Source organism: Cohnella phaseoli (assembly GCF_003386235.1).
Lineage (GTDB): Bacteria > Bacillota > Bacilli > Paenibacillales > Paenibacillaceae > Cohnella > Cohnella phaseoli.
The window spans coordinates 149,942-172,629 of the sequence record NZ_QRDZ01000008.1 but is presented as its reverse complement, the minus strand read 5'-3'; the positions used below and the strand labels follow the sequence as shown (position 1 = coordinate 172,629).

Genomic DNA, 22,688 nt, shown 5'->3' with positions numbered 1-22,688 from the left:
TCGGAAAGCTACAAGCGAGACCTGCGAATGGCCTGGTTGATTACCTCGGACAGAACAAGTCCCATGGCGATCGCGCCGGAGAGCATGAAGGCTTGCATGCCCGATTGCAGGGCGGCGTCGAACTCGTTCTCCACGGCGCTGCGCATCGCGTTGTAAGCCAGCCCTCCGGGAACAAGCGGAATGATGCCCGATACGTTAAATACGATGATCGGCATCCGGTACAGCTTGGCCATAATCTGGCTCAGCACGGCGACGCAGCCGGCAGCGATCAGGGTAGAGATCGTGGCGTTCACCGCTTGCTGCGTCAGCACGACATATAGCGCCCAGCCGAGCATGCCGACGATGCCGCACTGGACGAGGCCGCGCTTAGGCACGTTAAAAATCAGGCCGAACGCCGCCGAAGCCACGAAGCTCGTCGCCAGCTGTTCAAATAGGGTTGTCATGATACGCGGTTCCTCCTCTCTAGCTCCATGCGGACAGCATGACGGCAATGCCCGCGCCGATCGCCGAAGCCGTCAGCAGCGCATCGGCCCCCTTAGACAGCCCGGATACCAGGTGCCCGGCCATCAGATCGCGTACGGCATTCGTTATGAGCAATCCCGGGACGAGCGGCATGACCGAACCGATAATGATTCGATCGAGCTCATGCCCGAAGCCTGTGTGAACGAATGCAATCGCCAGTGCTCCGATAATTGTCGCGGATAGAAACTCGGCGAAAAATCTGATCTGCACGAGCCGATGAAGCAGAAGCAGCAAAGCAAATCCAATGCCTCCCGCCAGCATGGCCGGAACGAAGTCGCTCCAGCCCCCCTTGAACATAATGAGGAAGCAGCCGCTCGCCACCGCGGCCGAGGCGATCTGCAGCCAAGCCGGGTAGACGACGCGCGCCCGCTCGATATGCTGGAGCCGCACCAGCGCATCTTCGGCGTTCAGCTCGCCAAGGCTGATTTTGCGGGAAACCTCGTTGACAAGGGTCACCTTGCTCAGGTCGGTCGATCGTTCCGAAATACGAACGTACCGGGTGACGGGATTCGCTCCGCCGAGGTCGAAAAAAAGCCCTGTCGGCGTCACATAGCATTGCGATTTGGGAAATCCGTTGGCCGCGGCAATCCGGGTCATCGTATCCTCGACCCGCTGCGTCTCCCCGCCGCTCTGCAATATAATTTTTCCGGCCAATAAGCATAGCTCCGAAATAGTACGACCATGGGAATCCGGATAGGTAATCAAGGTTGGCTCTCTCCCGTTCTTCAACTAACTCTATTATAGCCGGATTAAGATAGAGTCCAACTGTTGTTTCAGCCTCTCTCGACTCGATAAGGACGGAAGTAAAAAAATTCAAGTTATTTTTCGTTAGCCTGTTGACAGTGCTCGGGGGCCGATGTTAAAGTGTCAAATAGATTCTTAATGAACGGAAAGGGGGGTACGGAAATGAGAAACGGTCACTTTACTGGATTCATCGCCAATCATGGCGGTGTTGTCGGCATTCATTCCCGTAACCCTCTCGCAAACGACTGCTAAAGCCGGAAGAATGGCATGATTCTTCTAGCTTTAGCGGCAGGGCGCATGGTTACGTGACGTAATCGTGCGCCTTTTTTATCGCTTTCGGAGCAATTGCGGCGGTCTTTGACAAGTCGACATAAGCTCCGTTGGCGATGGAGGATGAGTCATCATCCTTGAAGGCGTATCGCTTACGGGCGGTATGCCTTTTTTGTTCACAAGGTTGTGCGACGGCTTGTTCGTCATTGGGCGGCAAGACGTCTTATCGAGAAGGGTGTGAGTTTATAGATGTTTATCGTACTGAAGAAGTTAAGCTGGTTTTTCAAAATGCACTGGAAAAGGTACACGGTTGCGATCGTCCTGCTGACAATCGTTGGCATCATCGATATCGTTCCTCCGAAGCTGATCGGAGTGGCGATCGACGGGATTCAGGAAGAGACGCTGACGGCAGGCAGATTGGTGGAGCTGATGCTCTTCTGGGGCGGTCTGACGGTTGCCAGCTACGGGCTGAGCTATATTTGGCACTATCAATTGTTCGGTGGGGCGTTCGTACTGGAGCGGAAATTGCGTTCGCGGCTAATGCGGCATTTTCTGAAAATGAGCCCGACGTTCTACGAGCGCAACCGCACGGGAGACTTGATGGCGCGAGCGACGAACGATCTCGGCGCGGTGGCGGTGACGGCCGGATTCGGGATATTGACGCTGATCGATTCGACGCTGTTCATGCTGACGATTCTCATCGTTATGGCGGGTACGATCAGCTGGAAGCTGACACTGGCCGCGCTGCTGCCGCTTCCGATCATGGCGCTGCTGATGCAGCATTTCGGCAAGAAGATTCACGATCGTTTCATGAAGGCTCAGGATGCTTTCGGCAATCTGAACGACCAGGTGTTGGAATCGGTATCAGGTGTGCGCGTCATTCGAGCGTTCGTGCAGGAGCAGGCCGACCGCAAGCGGTTCAGCGAGTCTGCCGATCACGTTCTGGAAAACAACATACGCGTCGCCAAGATCGATGCGCTATTCGAGCCGACCGTCAAAATACTGGTGGGTGCCAGTTACCTGATCGGTCTGTGCTACGGAGCTGTGCTGGTGTTTCAAGGAGATATTACGCTCGGCGAGATGGTATCGTTTAACATGTTCCTCGGCATGCTTATCTGGCCGATGTTCGCCATCGGAGAGCTGATTAACATTATGCAGCGAGGCAATGCGTCGCTCGATCGGATCAGCGAGACGCTTGGCGTGAAACCGAACGTCACGGATGCGGAGGACCCGATAGAGGTTGAGGTGCCGGAATCGATTGTTTTCAACGGTGTTACATTCCGCTACCCTTCTTCGTCCATCGACAATCTCGTCGACGTTTCCGTCACTCTGCGCCGCGGGCAGACGCTTGGCGTCGTCGGCCGCACGGGAAGCGGGAAAACAACACTGCTTAAACAGCTGCTTCGCGAGTATCCGATGGGCGCTGGCGAATTGACGGTCGGCGGAGTGCCGGTGACCGAGGTCGAACTGAACCGGCTGCGCGGCTGGATCGGCTACGTTCCGCAGCAGCCGATTCTGTTCAGCAAGACGATCCGCGAGAACATCTGGTTCGGTACGAAGGATGAAGCGGGCGACGAAGCGCGGTTGAACCGAGCGCTGGAGTTGGCTTCGTTCCGCAAGGACGTGGCGTTCCTGCCGGACGGACTGGAGACGCTCGTCGGCGAGAAGGGCGTAGCGTTGTCGGGAGGACAGAAACAGCGGGTCAGCATCGCGCGGGCGGTCATCTCCGATCCGGAAGTTCTCATGCTGGACGATGCGCTGTCGGCGGTCGACGCGAAGACGGAGACGGAAATTCTAGAGGGCATTCGCACCGAGCGGGCCGGGAAGACGACGATCATCGCGACGCACCGGCTGTCCGCCGTGCAGCACGCCGACTGGATTGTCGTTCTCGACGAAGGCCGGATTTCCGAAGAGGGAACACACGAACAACTGCTCCAATTGGGCGGATGGTATAAAGAGCAGTACGATCGGCAGCAACTGGCTTCGGTCGTAGAGAATTAAACAAGGAATGCGGGTGAAGCATCGAAATGGGAGTTAACGGGAAAAGGTTGTTCAGATACGCCTGGAACTATAAGAGGCCGATTCTACTGGCGCTGGCGTTGCTGCTGCTGGCAGTCGGCGTTGAGCTGGTCGGGCCGTTCTTGGCCAAGCGAATGATCGATACAAATATTATGGGCATTGAGAAGCCTTGGTACGAAACGAAGCAGGATGAGAAATACGCCGTCCCTTACGGGGAGGGATGGTATAAACGGGAAGATCATTTCTCGTCGGGCGAGACAAAAGGGGAAGAGGTCCGTATTCTGCAATCGGGCCGCAGCTATTATTTTGTAGACGCGGCGGATATTCCGAATACCGGCAAACGGACTTTCGCGGATGGCGTGCTTACGATCGCTAGAGAGGACGGCACCGTCCTGGGCTACCCCGCGGCGAAGCTCACGAAGGACGAGGTTTACGATTTCTACAAGCCGGAGTTCCGCAGCATTTTCCTGCTGGCGATTACCTATATCGGCTTGCTGCTGCTCGGCGGCGTGCTCGCTTACTGGCAGAGGCTGCTGCTGCAAGTATCCGCGAACCGGATCGTACGCCAGATGCGCAACGATGTGTTCCGGCATCTGCAGCGCCTGCCGGTGCAATACTTCGACAATTTGCCTGCGGGCAAAGTCGTGGCCCGGGTGACGAACGATACGGAAGCGATCCGCGAGTTGTATGTATCGGTGCTGGCGAACTTCTTCTCCGGCATCATCTACATCGTCGCGATCCTCGGCGCGGTGTTCGTGCTGGATACGACTCTTGCTCTGATCGCGCTGCCGTTCGTTCCGATCCTGTACGTCTGGATTATCGTCTACCGCAAGTTTGCGGCCAAGTACAATCATGTCATTCGCTCGCGACTGAGCGACATCAACGGCATGATTAACGAGTCGATTCAAGGGATGCCGATCATCCAAGCCTTCCGCAAGCAAAAGGAAACGATGGGCGAGTTCCACGAAATGAACGACGAATACTTTAAATACCAGAACAAACTGCTATCTCTTAACTCCATCACCTCTCATAACCTGGTCAACGTCCTGCGGAACGTGCTGTTTATGGCGGTGGTCTGGATGTTTGCCGGAGACTGGCTGGGAGCGGCCGTAACGGTCGGGGTACTGTACGCATTTATCGATTATATGAACCGGATGATGCAGCCGATTGTCGGGATCGTCAACCAGTTGTCCAACCTGGAGGTGGCGCGGGTATCGGCGGAGCGGGTGTTCTCCCTGCTTGATGAGCCGGGGATCAAAGTTTCCAACGCCAAGCTGGAGCGCTACAAAGGGAATGTCGAGTTCAAAGAGGTTTCGTTCGCTTACAAGCCGGGCGAGGACGTGCTCAAGAACATCTCGTTCACCGCTAAGCAGGGCGAGACGGTTGCACTGGTCGGTCATACGGGCTCGGGCAAAAGCTCGATACTCAACCTGTTGTTCCGCTTCTACGACGTGGAGCGCGGCACGATCTCGATCGACGACATCGACGTAAGGGAGCTGTCGAAGCAGCAGCTTCGACAGCACATGGGTATCGTGCTTCAAGATCCGTTCCTCTTCACGGGGACGATCGCGTCGAACGTCAGCCTTGACGATCCGTCGATCACGCGCGAGAAGGTGGAGCAGGCGCTTCGCGATGTCGGCGCGTACGAAATGTTCATGCAGCTGCCCGGCGGCCTTGACGAGCCGGTTATCGAGAAGGGCAGCACGCTGTCCGCCGGACAGCGACAGCTGATCTCCTTCGCTCGGGCGCTGGCGTTCGATCCGGCGATTCTGATTCTCGACGAGGCGACGGCTAGCATCGACACCGAGACGGAAGCGATCATCCAAGCGGCGCTTGATGTGCTGAAGCGCGGCCGGACGACGTTCGTCATCGCGCACCGACTGTCGACGATCCGCGCGGCCGACCAGATTCTTGTGCTGGACCGCGGCAAGATCGTAGAGCGAGGCAACCACGACGAGCTAATGCAGCAGGGTGGCAAGTATTTCGCTATGTATCAGTTGCAGCTGGGCTCGGCTGAGGGTGTGGCGTAATTAGTGGTACTACTGGACAAAGACCTCGGAATCCGATTCTATGGGATCCGAGGTCTTTTGATCCAGAAAGCACTTGTACGATCAGGGAAGAGAGCAATAATAGATAGTGTATGGATTTAGCGAAAGCAAAGAAAAAGAGAACGTGTAACGAGCGGAGGGATACGATATGAAAATCGAACATCTTACTGTGCAAGGGTGCAACGAATGGAACGAGGACGCTCTCATTCTGAACGAGCGGGAGCGGATCTACGGCGTGCTGGACGGGGCGACCTCGCTGTCGAGCGCCGTCGGCGTTGAAACGGGAGGCTATCTGGCCTCGCGGATCGCCAAGGAAGTATTCGAGACTTCGGAATTGCCGGCCGGCTGTGCGCCTCTGAGAAGCTTGGTGCTAATGGCCAATGAGCGGATTCGGACGGCGATGCTGGAACGCGGAGTCGACGTGAACGATAAAAATGCGCTGTGGGCGGCGGGAATCGTTGTCGTTCGCATCGGCGAGCATCAGATCGAGTACGCTCAGACAGGGGATTGCATGTTGGTGGCCGTCTACAAGGACGGTACGGTTCGTACGGTGACGCACGATCAAGTCGATCATTTCGACGAGAAGTCGCGCCTTCTCTGGGAACGGTACTCGAAGGAGGGCTTGCCCCCGGACGAAGTCCGCTCGCGCGTGTACGAGACGATCAAGCAAAATCGGCTGAAGACGAATACTTCGGAAGGCTACGCGATTCTGAACGGCGAGCCCGAGCTGGAGCATTACGTTGAGCACGGGGGACTCAATCGGATCCAGCTATCCTCTCTTCTTGTATTGACGGACGGCCTGTTCCTGCCCCGCAAGTCCGGCGAGCCGACCCCCTCGATGTCCGATATGGTTGCGCTGATCGACGAGAAGGGCTTGTCCGGTTATGTCGACTGGCTGATTGCCAACGAATACGACGAATCGCAGCAAGGCAAATATACGCGACTTAAAGTCGCTGACGACAAGACGGCCATCCGCATTTATTTTGAGTAATAATTTTGTATAATGAAGTCAATTGATTAGAGGCGATAGATAGCCCGGAAAAGAGGACGATAATCGGAGATGACGGACAAGACGATCATTCGGTTCGAGGGCGTGAAGCAGCAATACGATCGGAGTACGGTGTTGAACCGGGTCAGCTTCGAGATCGAGCGAGGCAAGTTCTACACGCTGCTCGGGCCATCTGGATGCGGGAAAACAACGATTCTGCGCTTGATTGCGGGGTTTATTCAACCGACGGAAGGGAACATTTACTTCAATGGCAAGGTGATCAACAACGTTCCGGCGGACAAGCGTCAAGTGAATACGGTATTCCAGGATTACGCGTTGTTTCCCCACCTGAACGTGTTTGAGAACGTCGCCTTCGGCTTGCGCATCAAGAAGCTGAAAAATGCCGTCATCGCCGACAAAGTGAAGGAAGCGCTGCGCTTTGTGAACCTGGAAGGCTACGAGGATCGCGAAATTACGGAGATGTCCGGCGGGCAGCGCCAACGGGTGGCGATCGCTCGGGCGATCGTCAACGAGCCGGAGGTGCTGCTGTTGGACGAGCCGTTATCGGCGCTAGACCTGAAGCTGCGAACCGAGATGCAATACGAGCTGCGGGAGCTGCAGCGGCGGCTCGGCATCACGTTCGTATTCGTCACGCACGACCAGGAGGAGGCGTTGGCGATGTCGGACGAAATCTTCGTGCTGAACGAAGGGGATATCCAGCAGAGCGGCACGCCGACGGACATCTACGACGAGCCGATCAACCGGTTCGTGGCCGACTTCATCGGCGAATCGAACATCGTGCCGGGACGCATGATAGCCGACTTCCGGGCGGAATTCGCCGGGAAGCAGTTCGATTGCGTGGACCAAGGCTTCTCCCCGAACGAGCCGGTGGAAATCATGATCCGTCCGGAGGACCTGGAGATCACGGAGCCGGAGCAGGGCAATCTGGAGATCAAGGTCGACAGCCAACTGTTTCGCGGAGTCCATTACGAGATTAGCGGCTACGACAAGGCCGGCAACGAATGGCTCGTCCATTCGACGAAGAAGGCGGTCGTCGGCAGCAGCATCGGGCTGCGTTTCGATCCGGAAGCGATCCACGTCATGCGCTTCGGCGAGACGGAGGAGGAGTTCGACAAGCGGCTCGAAGCTTACTCGGATCCTGCGCAGGCGGGCGCCGCTGGTGACGGTCGATGACCCGGACGCGGAATCTCTACCTTATTCCGTACGCGGCGTGGATGGTGCTGTTTGTTGCGACTCCGATCGTGCTGATCGTTTACAATTCGTTTTTCGATGTCGATGGCAACTTTACTTGGGGAAATTTTGAGAAGTTTCTAACCCCGGTCTATTTGCGCATGACGTTTAATTCGTTCTGGTACGCGCTGCTGATTACGGCGTTTTCGCTGCTGGTCGCGTATCCGACGGCGTATTGGCTGACGCGGACGAAGCACAAGCAGCTCTGGCTGCTGCTGATCATCGTGCCAAGCTGGATCAACCTGTTGCTGAAAACCTACGCTTTTATCGGCCTATTCGGGACGTACGGCTTCGTCAATGCGGTGTTCGAAGCCGTCGGCATCGGCACGCAGCAGATTTTGTTTACCGACTTCAGCTTCGTGTTCGTGTCGGTCTATATTTTCATTCCGTTTATGATCCTGCCAATCTATAACGCGTTGGAGGAGATCAATCCGTCGCTGCTGTACGCTTCTCGGGATTTGGGAGCATCGCCGTGGATGACGTTCCGCCGCGTGGTGTTTCCGTTGACGCTTGAAGGAGTGAAGGCGGGCTGCCAGGCCGTATTCATTCCGGCGCTGTCGCTATTCATGATCACCCGGCTCATCGCGGGCAATCGCGTCGTGACGTTGGGCACGGCGATCGAGCAGCATTTTCTCGTGACGCAGGATTGGGGCATGGGCTCGGCGATCGCCGTGCTGCTCATTATTGTCATGGCCGTCATTATGCTGATGACCGGCAACCGGGGAGCGAGGAATCGAATCCGATGAAAATGAAAAACGGAAAGCTCGCCAATGTGTATCTGGTCGCCGTGTTCGTCATTTTGTATGCGCCGATTCTTTATCTCATGTACTATTCGTTCAACAGCGCGGGCACGATGCACGGCTTCGAAAACTTTACGCTGGAATGGTACGAGGAAGTGTTCCAGGATACGCGCCTGCTCATCATCGTGCTGAATACGGTCGTCATCGCGCTGCTGTCGTCGGCGATCTCCACGATTCTCGGCGTGATCGGCGCGCTCGCCATCCAGCGGGTGCGGAAAATCAGGCAGCGCAACTCGCTGCTGGCGATGAACAACGTACTGATCGTCAGCCCGGACGTCATTATCGGCGCCTCGTTCCTGATTTTCTTCACGATGCTGGGCATTCAGCTCGGCTTTACTTCCGTGCTGCTGTCGCATATTGCGTTCAGCGTGCCAATCGTCGTACTGATGGTGCTGCCGAAGCTGCAGGAGATGAGTCCGACGCTGATCGACGCCGCCCGGGATTTGGGCGCGAGCGGTTGGGGCGTGCTCACGAAGGTCATTATCCCGTTCCTCCGACCGGGGATTTTCGCGGGCTTCTTCATGGCGCTCACCTATTCGCTGGACGACTTCGCGGTAACGTTCTTCGTCACGGGCAACGGCTATACGACGCTGTCGGTGGAAATCTACTCGTGGGCGCGCCAAGGCATCTCGCCTTCGATTAATGCGCTGTCGACGCTCATCTTCTTGTTTACGATTACGCTCGTGCTCGGCTACTATTTCTTGACCCGGCGCGGCGACAACCGCAAGACGAAGTGGGGGGTCGTTCAGCCATGAAGCAGCTGGTCAGGTTGTTTGCGGGCGTGTTTGCGGTAGCGCTTGGGCTGATGTACTGGACGTCGCAGCTCAATTCGTCGCAGGGCTATTCGGGTGGAAATACCATTACGATTTTCAACTGGGGAGATTATATCGACCCGGACTTGATCGCCGAATTCGAGGAGGAGACGGGGATCAAGGTGATCTATCAGACGTTCGATTCCAACGAAGCGATGATGACGAAGATTGAGCAGGGCGGCACGGTGTTCGACATCGCGATTCCTTCGGAGTATGCGATCAGCAAGATGAAGGAAGAAAAGCTGTTGCTGCCGATCGACCACTCCAAGCTTCCGAATCTGGTGAATATCGATGAACGTTTTCTCGGTCTGAGCTTCGATCCGGAGAATGAATATTCGATTCCTTATTTCTGGGGCACGGTCGGCATTATCTACAATCCGACGCTGCTGAGAGAAGGGCAGACGTTCGAGAGCTGGGACGACCTGTGGGACGAGGAGCTGCGCAATCAGATATTGCTTGTGGACGGGGCGCGCGAGGTTATGGGATTCGGCTTGAACAGCTTGGGCTACTCGCTTAACGATACGAACGAGGAGCATCTGCAGGAAGCCAAGCGCAAGCTGAGCACGCTGACGCCGAACATTAAAGCGATTGTCGGCGACGAGATCAAGATGCTGTTGGCCGGGGAAGAGGCGGCGGTTGGCGTCGTCTGGTCCGGCGATGCATCCGAGATTATGTCGGAGAACGAGAGTCTGGACTATGTCGTGCCGGAGGAAGGCTCGAACCTGTGGTTCGACAATATGGTCATTCCGAATTCGGCGCGTAATCTGGACGGGGCGCACCAATTCATCAACTTTATGTTGGACCCTGAAGTTGCAGCGCGAAACACCGAATATGTCGGGTACTCGACGCCAAACGCGAAGGCGCTTGAGCTGTTGCCGGAGGATATCGCGCAGGATGAGCGCTTCTACCCGTCGCCGGAGCTGACCGACAAGCTTGAGGTGTACGAGAATCTGGGGAAAAAGATGCTGTCGCATTACAACGAGCTATTCCTGGAATTCAAGATGCACAGGAAGTAGCGAATGAGATAGGAAGCGGAGAACGATACCTAAAGCAGCAAAGAAGAGATAGGAGAATAGGCCCCATGCACAACGGAAAAGCGATCATCGGCATCGATATAGGCACGACCAGCACGAAAAGCGTAGTATTTGGAGAGGGCGGAAGTCAGCTTGCCAGCTTGGCGGTTGAATACCCGCTGCTGCAGGAGCAGCCGGGCTGGGCGGAGCAGGAGCCGGAGACGATTTTGCGCGCTCTGGCTCAGAGCGTCCGCGGAGCGCTAGCCCAGAGCGGCTTGAGCGGAGAAGATGTCGCCGCTGTTGGCTTTAGCACGGCGATGCATTCTTTAATAGCCGTGGATGAGAACGGTCGCCCGCTCACCAGGAGCATTACATGGGCGGACGGGCGCAGCGAGCCCCAGGTTCGGCGGATTCGCGAGGAGCTGAACGGTCTGGCGATCTACCGAAGGACAGGCACGCCGATTCATCCGATGTCGCCGCTTCCGAAGCTGATGTGGCTTAGGGAGCACCGGCCCGAGGTGTGGGCGGAAGCGCGCCGGTTCGTATCGATTAAGGAGTACGTCATCTACCGCCTGTTCGGGGAGTGGGCCGTGGACCCGTCGTTGGCATCGTCGACCGGTCTGCTGAGCCTGGATACTCTCACATGGGACGAAGAAGCGCTGCAGGCTGCGGGGCTGGACGCGGACAAGCTGTCGGACGTGCGGCCGGTCACGTACCGACTGCAAGGAATGGATCGTGCGCTGGCGGACGATATGGGGCTTCGGCCGGATACGCCGTTTTTTCTCGGCTCAAGCGACGGGGCGCTGGCCAATCTGGGCGTCGGAGCGGTCGGCCCGGGCGATACGGCGGTCACGATCGGCACGAGCGCGGCGATGCGAATGATTACGGACAAGCCGTTGACCGACGAGAGAATGCGCACGTTCTGCTATAGCGTGGCGCATGGCTCGTATGTGATCGGGGGCGCTACAAACAATGGAGCGATCGTGCTGCAGTGGATGCGGGACAGCCTGTTCGGAGGGAGCAAGACGATCGAAGAGCTGTTGAAGGCGGCAGCTGGCGTCTCCGCGGGTGCGGACGGGCTGCTGTTCCTGCCCTTCCTGTCCGGGGAGCGGGCGCCGATCTACAATGCGGAAGCGAGAGGCACGTATCTGGGCGCGAATCTCGGCCATGGTCAGGCGCACTTCGTACGGGCCGGGCTGGAAGGCGTGCTGTTCGCGGTGCTGTCGGTCGCGGAATCGCTGCGCGAACTGGCCGGTCCGGCATCCGAGATTCGCGCTTCGGGGGGCTTTGCCAAATCGCCGTTATGGCTGCAAATGTTGGCCGATATGCTCGGGCAGGAGGTGGCCGTCCCTCGCGTGACGGAGGCTTCCGCGTTCGGGGCGGCGATGATGGCGATGCAGGGGCTGGGACAGCTGGCGGATCTGAGCAGCGCCAAGGAATGGGCACCGATCGCGCAGCGGCTGCAGCCGGATTCGCAGCGGCATGCGGTCTATCGGGAACTGTTCGCGATCTATGAGCGTTCGCGCGACGGGCTGCTGGAGCGGTTCGCCGAATTGACGCAGTTTCAGCGGCGTTCGCTGTAACCGTAGGCGCGCGCAGCGGTAGAAGCGAATTTCTACAAAGTTGGGGCTTGTGAGTGATAATAATTCTCATTGTTGGGCACAATACTGAGGAGCCGGACAAGAAGGCGGGCCGACTGTTAAAGCCGGGGCCTCCTCCGAGGGAATAAGAGAAGAGCTCTCCTCTCAGCAGAAAGCGCCGGAAAGGAAAGCCCTTGGCTCTCAAACCGTAAATGCTCCGTGTAGTCGCACGAATTACATTTTCGGCTCGAAGGTTTTGCAGTCGGTCTCTTCGGAATGGGACGCTTGCTTGTTCCGGTTGTTCACGACATAGATCGAAGAGGCGTGACATTCGTTCCCGGGTCCCCAGTACTTGCACGAATTCACTTCGCACAGAACGTCTTTGGCCATAGTATGCTCACCTCCTTTCATTAGGATGGTCCATCCGAATGGCTTTATACGTGCTGAACCCCGTAAACTTTCCCGTTGGGACGGTTTACGGGGTTTTTGTGCGTGCGTGCGCGACATTGAGCTTGAGGCCACCAGGGAAAACTTTCGGGAAATGGAAGCGGAGGAAGAGGAAAAATTTTCTTGACGTAGAATAGTTCAATAGTCGGATAATGGAGAATCGTGACGGATAGAGAAACAGCGCGAATCGGATGAAGTCGCTGTTAAAGTCACAGGGGAGGGTGCAAGATGGCTATTATTGAAGTGGTTAAGTTCGACGGACCCGGAGACGTGTTCGCGTGGAAATATCCGAATGAGGAGCTGGGAACCTGGACCCAGTTGATTGTGAACGAATCGCAGGAAGCAATTCTGTTCAAGGGGGGCCGAGCGCTGGATTCGTTCCTGGCCGGCCGCCATACGCTGAGTACGGCCAATATCCCGTTCTTGCAGGAGATCGTAAATCTCCCGTTCGGCGGTCGTTCGCCGTTCACCGCAGAGGTCTGGTATGTGAACAAGCTTCATGCGCTTGACGTGAAATGGGGTACGGCGACTCCGTTGCAACTGCAGGACCCGAAATATCAAATAATCGTATCGGTGCGTTCTTTCGGCCAGTTCGGTCTGCAGATCGAGGATGCGCGGAAGTTTCTGCTCAAGCTGATCGGTACAATCCCGTTGTTTGACAAGGATGCGATGATTCGTCATTTTCGCGGCGTGCTGATGATGAATATTAAGGAATTGATTTCCTCTTACCTGGTCTTCAAGAAGATCAGCATTTTGGAGATCAACGCGTATATGTCGGAAATCTCCAAGCATGTCGAGGAACGCATTCAGCCGATATTTGCCGAGTTCGGCATCCGAATATTGAATTTCTTCATCGATTCCATCAATATTCCGGACGACGATCCGGCGACGGTCCGGCTGAAAGAAGCGTTGGCTAAGCGGGCGGAGATGGACATTCTCGGCTATACGTATCAGCAGGAGCGCACCTTCGATACGCTGGAGGGAGCAGCCAAGAACGAGGGGAGCGGCAGTGCGAACGTGATGGGTGCGGGAATCGGACTCGGCATGGGCTTCGGCATCGGCGGCGCGATGGGCAACCAGGTGTCGGGTTTGGCCGGTCAGATGAACGTGGGCGGCGGCTACAACAAAGCCTGTCCGAGATGTCAGACGATGAATCGCCAGGATGCCCAATTTTGTCTCTCCTGCGGGCATAATTATGCGGCGGCTCCCTCTGCGGAAGAGGTAGCATGCAGCAACTGCGGCAAGACGTTTCCTGTCGGAGCAAAGTTCTGCCTGCACTGCGGCGATCCGAATAATGCTTGCGAGAAGTGCGGAGCGGACAATCCGGAAGGAGCAACCCAGTGCGCGAAGTGCGGGCAAGCCATCGGTGGCGTCGCATGCCGCCAGTGCGGAACCAAGGTGAGCGATCCTGCGGCTAAATTCTGCCCCAACTGCGGCACGAGCATGGCGTTGAAGTGCGGTAACTGCCAGCATGAGGTAAAGCCGGGCCAGAAATTCTGTCTGGAATGCGGCACTAAGCTGATCGAATAGAAAGGGGGGAACGAATAGGGATGAATACGACAAGCTTGCAGAAGGATGACGACTCGGCCAAGAGCTTCGCTCGCATCGCGACGTTCATCTATGCAGCGGCTTTGCTCGTTACTGCGGCTCTGGTGCTATTGCTCGGACTGCCTTCCAGCAGAGCCAACCACATCTGGATTACGCTGTCGACGTTGGTTCTGGGGGAGACTTTCTTGTACGGGATCGCGGTGCACTATTTGGGCAATCGCCCCGCATCGCGCAGGCTGCTCCCCGTGTATATCGCCATGGGAATTGTTGCGGGACTGTCCTGGGTTGGGACTTTGGTGTTGATGCTGGTCTTTTCCGTGGCGTTGAATATATCGTCCTTCTATTATGGGCTGATCCAGTTTATCGTAGTGGGCGCGGCGGCGATCCTATTGGGTTTGCTGACGATCTATTTGAGAAATGCCGCCAGACAGGAGCAAGGAACATAAGCGGCGGCAATCGGAAGATTAAGCATTTGACAGGCTGCAGATTCGCAGGCAGACAAGAAGAAGAAAAAGCGAGGCAAGACTGTTATGAAAATCAATTCTCCTAAAATCCACAGCGCATTCATTATCGCCGCCACGGTGATCTTCTTTCCGGTGGCTATTCTGCTGATCTTGATCCGGTTTGCGCTGCATAGTCCGGTAAATCACTTGCGTGCGCAGGACTATCGAGTTGTCGGGCATGCGTTTATGACCTTCTATGCGTTGTGCGTGCTCATTCTCATACTGGCCCTGTCGAGCGATCCTACCACGACTGTCGTGGATTTGATTCTTGTGGCGGTCGTGATGGCTGTTATCCTCGTAACGCCGGGGATTGTCTTCTACGTGCTGGCGAATGCCCGGAATAAGAAGATGCAGTTGCTTTATACAAGATACAAGCAATTGACGCTGGATGACGGCGTGCAGACGGTTAGCGGTCTGGCGCAGTTTACGGGCGAAAGCTCAAAGAACGTTACGCAGGACATCAGCTTCATGATTGCTTCAGGTTTATTTCGGAACGCCAGCTTGGACTCGGCAGGAAGGATCACGGTCACTCGTCGCAGTTCACCCGCGGCTTCATCGTCCTCGGAAGCCGCGGCAAGCACGGAAAGAGGAGCTGCCGTACGGACGCCAAGGGCGCAGACGGTAGCCGTCATCTGCTCCGGCTGCGGATCGAGCTCTGAGGTTGTTCCCGGCGAGCGGAAAGAATGCGAGTTTTGCGGGAATATGCTCTCGGTCTAGACGCAGGCAACTGTCCGCTCGGAGGAACGTTGAAGCCGCTGCCCCTGGCATAAGGGACACACTACATGTCGGGCGGCCCGTTGTGGTAGGATAGAGAGTAACACCTCGTGAACGGGGCTGACAGTTCCAGTGGCTATTTAAGTTGAACCAAGGATATCAGCTTGAATGAGCGGATTATACGTTGGGCAGAGCTGTCAGAGGGACTAACAGGATGGAGTGGACCGGGTGACGGATTTTACGGGATTGGGCGTGTCCGAGGGACGCGTGGAAATATTGAAGGCGATGGGCATTGTGAAGCCGACGCCGGTGCAGGAGGAGACGATTCCGGTCGTCAAGGCCGGCCATGACGTGATCAGCCAGGCGCAGACCGGAACCGGGAAGACGCTGGCGTTCGTGCTGCCGATGCTGGACAAGATCAGAACGGATGTGCCCCAGGTGCAGGGGCTTATTCTGACGCCGACTCGCGAGCTTGCGATCCAGATTACCGGAGAGATCAAGAAGCTGTTGAAGCGGGAGGACGGCATCAAGGTGCTGGCCGTGTACGGCGGTCAGGACGTGGAGGCTCAGCTGCATAAGCTGAAAGGCGACATGCATCTGATCGTGGCGACGCCGGGAAGACTGCTTGATCATCTGCGCCGCGAGACGATCTCACTGGACGGCGTGAAGATGCTAGTGCTCGACGAGGCGGATCAAATGCTGCATATGGGCTTCCTGAAGGAAGTCGAGGAGATTTTGCGGCAGACGCCTTATAAGAAGCAGGCGATGCTGTTCTCGGCGACGATGCCGCCGGTTATTCGCGAGCTGGCGGGACGCATTCTGCGTAACCCGCAGCATATAACGGTGAAGGCTGAGCGCATCACGGTTAAGGATATTCGTCAATGGGTCGTGGAGACGACGGATCGGAACAAGCAGACCACGTTAGTCCAACTGCTGGAGGAGACGCAGCCGTATTTGAGCATTATTTTCTGCCGGACGAAGCGGCGGGCCAATACGCTGAATGTCGCGCTGCAGGAGATGGGCTACGCGTCGGACGAGCTGCACGGGGATTTGTCCCAAGCGAAACGGGAACAGGTGATGAAAAGGTTCCGCGACGCGAAGCTGCAGCTGTTGGTCGCTACGGACGTTGCGGCGCGGGGGCTTGACGTCGAAGGCGTAACGCATGTGTTCAACTACGATGTTCCGCTTGATGTGGAAAGCTACATCCACCGAATCGGCCGGACGGGCCGCGCCGGGGAAAAAGGGCTGGCGATTACGCTGATCGCGCCGAAGGATCGCCGGGAGTTCGGGGACATTGAGAACGGCATCCAGATGGCGATGGAGCGCAGAAGTCCGGAAGGCGCGCCGCTGGACGGCGGGAGCTTGCAAGGCCCGCGCAGCAGCGGCGGGTATGGACGGCCGGGCAGCGAGCATCGCCCGCGCGGCGAAGGCGCCCGCACGAGCTCGGCTCGCGGCGGCTCACGCGGGGGTTCGGCTGGAGGCGGCGGTTCGTCCGGCCGGCAGGGACGAAGAGGCGCGTCCGAAGCGCAAGCCGGGAGAGGAAGCCGCTCGGGAGGCGGGGCTAAAGGCGAGCGATTCGAGCGTGGCGGCGGCCCGGGTTACGGCGCGGCGAAAGCGAAGGCTCCGCGGGGCGATCGTTCTGCCGAGCCTAAGAGCGGCGGCTTTGGGAGCGGACGGGCGGCAAGCCCGAAAGGCGGTCAGAAGTCCGGTCCGAGATCCGCTCCGGGATTCGGAGGCGGCGGTAAGTTCGGCGCAGGCGGCAGCGGCCCCAAGCGCGGTCCGACGGGCGGCCGTGGCGGCCGCGGAGCGCAGCGGGGAAGATAAGCGGCCAAACGGAAATAAGCCATCGAGTGTAGTCCTATCAACTAAAAAAAGTCTCTGCTTCTTCGATGAAGCGGAGGCTTTTTTATTAGTCCATCTTTAGTCGCTCTAAAAATGGGGCTAGTCGGTTAGGGTTCGGGGATTTGAGCCTTAAATTTAGTTAAAGGTGCAAAGCACCTATTTACCCAGTATATGCCAAGGGTTATACTCGATATGTCGAACTTTTAGACTATTTCATAGGGCAAATGTCGTAAAATGTTCGGACAAGCAGTTATTTGGATACGGAGGCTTGGCGGAGAATGAGAATTGGCGTTGCGGGCAAGAAAATTGCAGTTTTATTATTATCCTTCTGTCTCATGCTAAGCATTGTCGGTACCGCTGCAGCGGCGACCGATTCCGCAGGGGCGAACCAGAAGCCGGTTGGAGCCGATGTCGTAGGGCATTGGTCCGAGAAGGTGATGAAGGAATGGGCGGACAAAGGCTATATCAAAGGCTTCAGAGACGGCTCGTTAAAGCCCGATCAGACGGTTACGCGAGCGGAGTTTGCAAGCTTCGTTAACCGGGCTTACGCTTATTCCGAAGAGGCGGGAATCGCGTTCAAAGACGTATCGTCTACGGCATGGTACTATGCCGATGTGGCAAAGGCGCAAGCCGCAGGATACATAAACGGTTACCAGGATCAAACCTTCAAGCCGAATAAGACGATTACGCGCGTTGAAGCGGCAATCATGATCTCCCGAATCGGCAAGCTGAAGCAAGCGGCAGGAGCGGGAGCGCTTAAAGATACTGCCGGTATATCCTCCCAAGGCAGGGCGGCTATCGCTGCCGTCATCGCTGACGGATTGATGAGCGCGTCCGGCGGCAAGTTCCGCCCGCATGACGGGTTGACCCGCGCAGAGGCTGTCACGGTTATTGATCGTATCGTGGCCAAATCGGCTGTTAAGCAGCCAGTCTACGAAGCGACTTACGATAAGGCTGGCGTATACGGCTCCAAGTCGCAGACGACGACGGTTAAGGGCTCCGTCGCGGTTACCGCAGGCGGAGTTACTCTGAACAATATGGTCATTGAAGGAGATTTGCTTCTTGCCGAGAGCATCGGCGAGGGCGACGTGTATCTGAATCAAGTAACGGTCAAAGGCAAAACGACGATCAACGGAGGCGGCAAAAACAGTATCCACCTTCAAGACTCGGTCGTGTTGACCGTGATCGTCAACAAAAAGGACGGAAGCATCCGAATCGTTGCCGAAGGTTCGACCACGGTGGAGGAAATTACGCTGCAATCGGGTGCGCGGCTCGTGGAGTCGAACTTGACCGGCAGCGGTTTCGGAGACCTGGTCCTGTCCCAAGCAATCCCGGCCAACGCTAACGTGGAGCTGTCGGGCAGATTCGAGACGGTAGACGTTATCGCGACTTCTCTGAATATTAACTTGGAATCGGGCGCGATCGCGGAGCTTCTAGTCGGGCAATCGGCAGGAAATACGAATCTGGAGATCGGCAACGGCGCCGACGTCGCATCGTTGGTCTTGAATGCCATTGCTAAAGTCACCGGACAAGGCTCGATCGGCACGGCGACGATTAATGCCAGCGGAGCTACGATCGCGCAGACTCCGGGGCGAGTCGTTGTAGCCGATAACGTGGAGGCGACGGTAAACGGCCGAACGGCGGCTACGACCGGAACCAACTCGAACACAGGCAGCAGCAGTTCCGGGTCTAACGGCGGCGGATCCCCGACGGTTTACGGCTTTGCGGGAACGATTATTGACGCCCAAGGCAACCCGGTTGCGGGCGCGAAGATCAAGTTCCGCCGCGGCGTGAACAATGAGACGGGCGATGTGGTGGCAACGGCCGAAACGAACGAGAGAGGTTATTATGTGGTTCAAGTGGCTCCCGGCGTCTATCTGGGGGAAATCATTAAGGAAGGCTACTTGACGACTTTCGTTGTAGGGGTGTCTTTGTCTGCCGGCGGCTACAATCCCGGTCAAGACGCTACGGCCGTGACGATTCCGAAGTCAGGAGAAATTCGGATCGTATTGGTTTGGGGAGAGAACCCAAGAGACGAGGACTCTCATCTGCTCGGACCGACGCCGGCGGGCAGCGGCTTCCATACCTGGTATGGAGACAAGGTTCATCGTTATAACGGAGAAGTGTACGCGGATCTGGATATCGACGATGTCACTTCCTACGGACCGGAAACAACGACGATTCGCCAGCGCGTAAACGGTACGTATCAGTTCTATGTGCACCATTTCTCCGGCATCAGCACGCTTCGCCAGTCGAACGCTCGCGTAGAAGTATACGTAGGCTCGGAAACGACCCCGTCGGCGACTTATGCCATTCCGACGGGCGAAGGCACCGAGATTTACTGGAACGTCTTCGAAATGACGATAGACGGAGCGAGTGTGACGTTCGCGGAGAAAAACGAAATGACGAACACTCCGCCGACGCCGAAATACGCAGAGGCGATCAGCAAAACGCCGCAGCCGGGAGACATCTATTACGAGAATAACTCTGGAGCTCAAGATGTGCTGCGGGTAAAAAACCTTTCTGCCGGAGATGTTGTATATGCGGATGTGGGCGAGTATCGGCATACTTCCTATACTGTAGCGGAAGGGGAAACCGCGGCAGAGTTTGATCCCATGGATTTCGGAGAGAAAGCAAGCACGATCCGCATATCTGTTAAAAGCGTGAATAAAGAGATCAGTCCGGTGCTTTATTACGACATTTCGTCGGAAGCCAACTATGCGGCCGAGCAGGCGAATAAATTCGTCGATTTTACGCTAGATGCCTATACTTCAGTTACGGATACCGTCTATCTGCAAGCGAACGGGGCATTGGGCTCGAAAACGGACTTCACCATTAAGAGCATAACACCGCTGGTTTCTGTAACGGATGCGACTTATTTGGAGGTTACAGGAGAAGGTAACGGCTATCTGAAGCTGAACAACTATAATACGACCGGCTCCGATCTTCAGTACGAGGTCGAGATCGAGGTGAGCGTCAGCGGTAAAAATAAGACAACTAAGACGGTCAGCGTGACGATCCCGACGGTTGAGAGCGCATTGGAGGATATGTTGTTGTTTGCAGGGTCGCGGCAGGCAACGGTAAACAATGCCGCTTTGGCTGCCAAAATCGCCGACGCTGAAAGCGTGCAATCGAACCCGGCTTCGACTGGACAGGAGTATATCGATGCACTGACTGAGCTTATCGCAGCATATAGAGCGGCAGCGCAGATAGGCGGGTAAACAGACCCACAACGAGGAAGATAACATAAAAAAAGCTGTCTCAAAAGCAGAGTCGCACAAGATAATCGAATATCTTGTACGACTCTTTTTGCTTAGGAGACAGTCCCTTTGCGATGCGATTGCGACGCCAGAAGCTCCGTAATCTGCTCTGCGGGCTTGGGCTTATGGAAGATGAAGCCTTGGATTTCGTGGCAATTGTTCTGCTGAAGGAATGACAGCTGTTCGACGGTCTCTACACCTTCCGCGATGACGGTCAGATTAAGCCTGCTGGCGATAAGCAGCATGGCGACGATGATGGCTTCGTCTTTGCGATCTCGTGCGATGCCTTTGACGAAGGACCGATCGATTTTGATCTTGTCCACGGGCAGAAGCTTCAAATAATTCAAGGAGGAGTACTGGGTGCCGAAGTCGTCGATCGAAATGGTGAAGCCTTTCTCTCGCAACGAATGCAACGCAGGCTGCATGCCTTCTTTCATGACCAGGCTTTCGGTAATTTCCAGCTCTATGTATTGCGGGTCAAGCCGATGCTTCCCGACGATCGAAGAGATTCGCTGGGAAAGGTCCTTCTGCGCGAACTGTCTGGCCGATAGGTTAACCGCGATGCGAATCGGGGGAAATCCGGCATCCTGCCAGGCTCTGCTCTGATTGCACACCAGTTGCAATATCCGTTCTCCGATGGGGACGATCAGCCCGGTCTCTTCCGCGATCGGAATGAAATCGTTGGGCGGGATGAGCCCTCGCGTCGGATGCACCCAGCGCACCAGCGCTTCCAAGCCTACGACTTGGCCGGTGTCAACGGCGATCTGGGGCTGGTAATAGACGATAAATTCGTCATTCGCCAGCGCTACCCGAAGGCTGTTCTTGATCTCTATGGTTTCTTCGGCATTCGGGTTAAGCGTCACGTCATAGACGCGGAATTGGTTTTTGCCTTCGTCCTTGGCCCGATACATGGCTAGATCCGCATTGCGGATCAGCGAAGCGCTGTCTTGGGCATGCAAAGGGAAGAGAGCTACGCCGATGCTGGTAGTCATAAAATGCTCTGCGCCCCGAAGGATAAACGGCGACTGGAACAGCTCTTGAACCTGATGCGCGATCCGGCGAATCTGATCCATGTTCTCGATGCGGGGAATGATGATCGTGAATTCATCGCCGCCGATGCGCGAAATCTCCGCTTCGGGAAGAGAGAGCTCGGCCAACCGCTCTCCCGTCTCCTTGAGCATCATATCCCCGTGAATATGGCCTAACGTATCGTTGATCATTTTAAAATGGTCGAGGTCGAGGTACAGAAGAGCCAAGGTTTCCCCGGCCAAGCGGCACTGCTCGATTTTTTCCACTAACTGTTCGTTAAAATAAGTTCGGTTGTGCAGCCCTGTAACGGCGTCCCGGTATGCGGCCTCCGTTAGCTGTTCGAAGGTGGCTTCCAGCTTTTCGTTGGCAATCTCGAGATTGTGCGTGCGCTCCGTCACCAACTGCTGCAGTCGGGCTTTCTGCGTCAGCTGCACATAGAGAAAGTAGATAACCAGGAGCAGCGAGCCGCCGCAGATGGACTGGAAAACGCGTACCTTGAACGCCACGGACTCGAGCTTCTCGCGGTTAGGGACGGCTGCCATCTCCCAGACTCCGTCGCCGATTTTGATCGTTTTGACGACAGCGGCCTCTGCGAACAGATCGGGATCGCCCATCAGACGAAGGGAGTTGCCTTTAATGGCGAAATCGATGCCTTTATCTCCATTGTACAGATTGGCTTCTTGAAGCATCGGAGCGATATCGAGCACGACGGATACGAAGCCCCAGAAATGGCCGTTACGAAAGATAGCTTGTCTGGAGAGCAGACCCAGGCCGTTCTGGGTCAGCACGCGCGGACCGAGAATCGTCATTTCGCCGGATTGTCTGGCTCGTTCTGCGTTGTCTCGGACTTCCGGGTCCTCATGATGAAATACATCCAGACCCATAATGTTCTCGTTGCCCTCATAGGGATATACAAATTGGGCAATTCCATCCGGATAGATGGAGAGATTTCGAATGCCGGGAATATGGTTCATGAAATTCTCGGCAAAGGTCCGAAATCGTGGCTGGGATATGGCGCCGGCATGTGTAAGTTCATTGACGACGAAAGCCTGGACTCCATTGGTAAGCAGCAGTCTGCTTTGGATAGCGGCGGTCAAGGCCGAGGCGTTGGCGGACAGCTCGTATGCGGTATCGCGATTGATTTCCCGGTGGAGATTGCTCCGATAGATGTCGGATACATAAGCGACCAGACTGCCCAAAACCAGCGTTACGCATGCCAGGGTGAGCCAAATCTTCGCCGGTATGGCGGTAAATCGTTCGGTTGCGGAGATGGTGTTGAACATGAGCTAGGTCACCCC

General features: G+C 56.2%; 17 protein-coding genes. 13 read left to right on the top strand and 4 right to left on the bottom strand.

Translation table 11 applies throughout. From position 1 onward, the window contains the following. Window positions 1-8 precede the first annotated feature (8 nt). A complete protein-coding gene (locus DFP98_RS12445) occupies window positions 9-443 on the bottom strand; it encodes a threonine/serine exporter family protein (RefSeq protein ID WP_116060913.1) in 435 nt (144 codons plus the stop codon). Window positions 444-462: 19 nt separating this feature from the next. Then, window positions 463-1,176 (bottom strand): threonine/serine exporter family protein, encoded by a 714-nt coding sequence (locus DFP98_RS12440; RefSeq protein ID WP_246016506.1) that lies wholly within the window; start codon window positions 1,174-1,176, stop codon window positions 463-465. Window positions 1,177-1,785: 609 nt separating this feature from the next. Between DFP98_RS12440 and DFP98_RS12435 the strand changes: the two genes are divergently transcribed. From DFP98_RS12435 to DFP98_RS12400, 8 genes are all read left to right on the top strand, one after another. Then, window positions 1,786-3,537, top strand: a complete 1,752-nt coding sequence (locus DFP98_RS12435) for an ABC transporter ATP-binding protein (protein WP_116060912.1) — start codon at window positions 1,786-1,788, stop codon at window positions 3,535-3,537. Window positions 3,538-3,563: 26 nt separating this feature from the next. Further along, window positions 3,564-5,585: an ABC transporter ATP-binding protein gene (locus tag DFP98_RS12430; RefSeq protein WP_116060911.1), complete on the top strand. Its 2,022-nt coding sequence runs from the start codon at window positions 3,564-3,566 to the stop codon at window positions 5,583-5,585. Window positions 5,586-5,751: 166 nt separating this feature from the next. Continuing rightward, on the top strand, window positions 5,752-6,594 hold the full coding sequence (locus DFP98_RS12425; RefSeq protein ID WP_116060910.1) for a protein phosphatase 2C domain-containing protein: 843 nt from the start codon (window positions 5,752-5,754) through the stop codon (window positions 6,592-6,594). Window positions 6,595-6,663: 69 nt separating this feature from the next. Further along, window positions 6,664-7,785, top strand: coding sequence for an ABC transporter ATP-binding protein (locus tag DFP98_RS12420; RefSeq protein ID WP_116060909.1), 1,122 nt, complete (start codon window positions 6,664-6,666; stop codon window positions 7,783-7,785). Continuing rightward, window positions 7,782-8,588 carry an ABC transporter permease gene (locus DFP98_RS12415; protein ID WP_116060908.1) on the top strand — a complete coding sequence of 269 codons (807 nt, stop codon included), beginning with the start codon at window positions 7,782-7,784 and terminating at the stop codon, window positions 8,586-8,588. The genes DFP98_RS12420 and DFP98_RS12415 overlap by 4 nt, the downstream gene beginning before the upstream one ends. Continuing rightward, a complete protein-coding gene (locus DFP98_RS12410; protein ID WP_116060907.1) occupies window positions 8,585-9,397 on the top strand; it encodes an ABC transporter permease in 813 nt (270 codons plus the stop codon). Before DFP98_RS12415 ends, DFP98_RS12410 begins: the two co-directional genes overlap by 4 nt. Then, a complete protein-coding gene (locus DFP98_RS12405) occupies window positions 9,394-10,470 on the top strand; it encodes an ABC transporter substrate-binding protein (RefSeq protein WP_116060906.1) in 1,077 nt (358 codons plus the stop codon). Before DFP98_RS12410 ends, DFP98_RS12405 begins: the two co-directional genes overlap by 4 nt. A 65-nt stretch (window positions 10,471-10,535) precedes the next feature. Then, a complete protein-coding gene (locus DFP98_RS12400) occupies window positions 10,536-12,050 on the top strand; it encodes a gluconokinase (RefSeq protein ID WP_116060905.1) in 1,515 nt (504 codons plus the stop codon). 231 nt (window positions 12,051-12,281) lie between these two features. On the opposite strand, the gene DFP98_RS12395 is transcribed toward DFP98_RS12400, so the two are convergent. After that, window positions 12,282-12,437 carry a DUF1540 domain-containing protein gene (locus DFP98_RS12395; RefSeq protein ID WP_094047117.1) on the bottom strand — a complete coding sequence of 52 codons (156 nt, stop codon included), beginning with the start codon at window positions 12,435-12,437 and terminating at the stop codon, window positions 12,282-12,284. Between the two features lie 285 nt (window positions 12,438-12,722). Here DFP98_RS12395 and DFP98_RS12390 point away from each other — a divergent pair, with 285 nt between their 5' ends. The 5 genes from DFP98_RS12390 to DFP98_RS12370 all read left to right on the top strand — a co-directional run bounded on the left by DFP98_RS12390 (window position 12,723) and on the right by DFP98_RS12370 (window position 20,322). Then, entirely contained in the window at window positions 12,723-14,024 is a 1,302-nt protein-coding gene (locus tag DFP98_RS12390; protein ID WP_116060904.1) for an SPFH domain-containing protein, read from the top strand. 20 nt (window positions 14,025-14,044) lie between these two features. Continuing rightward, on the top strand, window positions 14,045-14,488 hold the full coding sequence (locus tag DFP98_RS12385) for a hypothetical protein (protein WP_116060903.1): 444 nt from the start codon (window positions 14,045-14,047) through the stop codon (window positions 14,486-14,488). A gap of 84 nt (window positions 14,489-14,572) precedes the next feature. Beyond that, window positions 14,573-15,262, top strand: a complete 690-nt coding sequence (locus DFP98_RS12380) for a hypothetical protein (RefSeq protein WP_116060902.1) — start codon at window positions 14,573-14,575, stop codon at window positions 15,260-15,262. Window positions 15,263-15,487: 225 nt separating this feature from the next. Continuing rightward, window positions 15,488-17,083 (top strand): DEAD/DEAH box helicase, encoded by a 1,596-nt coding sequence (locus tag DFP98_RS12375; RefSeq protein ID WP_246016505.1) that lies wholly within the window; start codon window positions 15,488-15,490, stop codon window positions 17,081-17,083. Between the two features lie 296 nt (window positions 17,084-17,379). Beyond that, complete coding sequence (locus tag DFP98_RS12370; RefSeq protein ID WP_116060901.1) at window positions 17,380-20,322, top strand: S-layer homology domain-containing protein; 2,943 nt, start codon at window positions 17,380-17,382, stop codon at window positions 20,320-20,322. Between the two features lie 92 nt (window positions 20,323-20,414). On the opposite strand, the gene DFP98_RS12365 is transcribed toward DFP98_RS12370, so the two are convergent. Then, on the bottom strand, window positions 20,415-22,673 hold the full coding sequence (locus DFP98_RS12365; RefSeq protein WP_116060900.1) for a putative bifunctional diguanylate cyclase/phosphodiesterase: 2,259 nt from the start codon (window positions 22,671-22,673) through the stop codon (window positions 20,415-20,417). Between the last annotated feature and the right edge of the window lie 15 nt (window positions 22,674-22,688).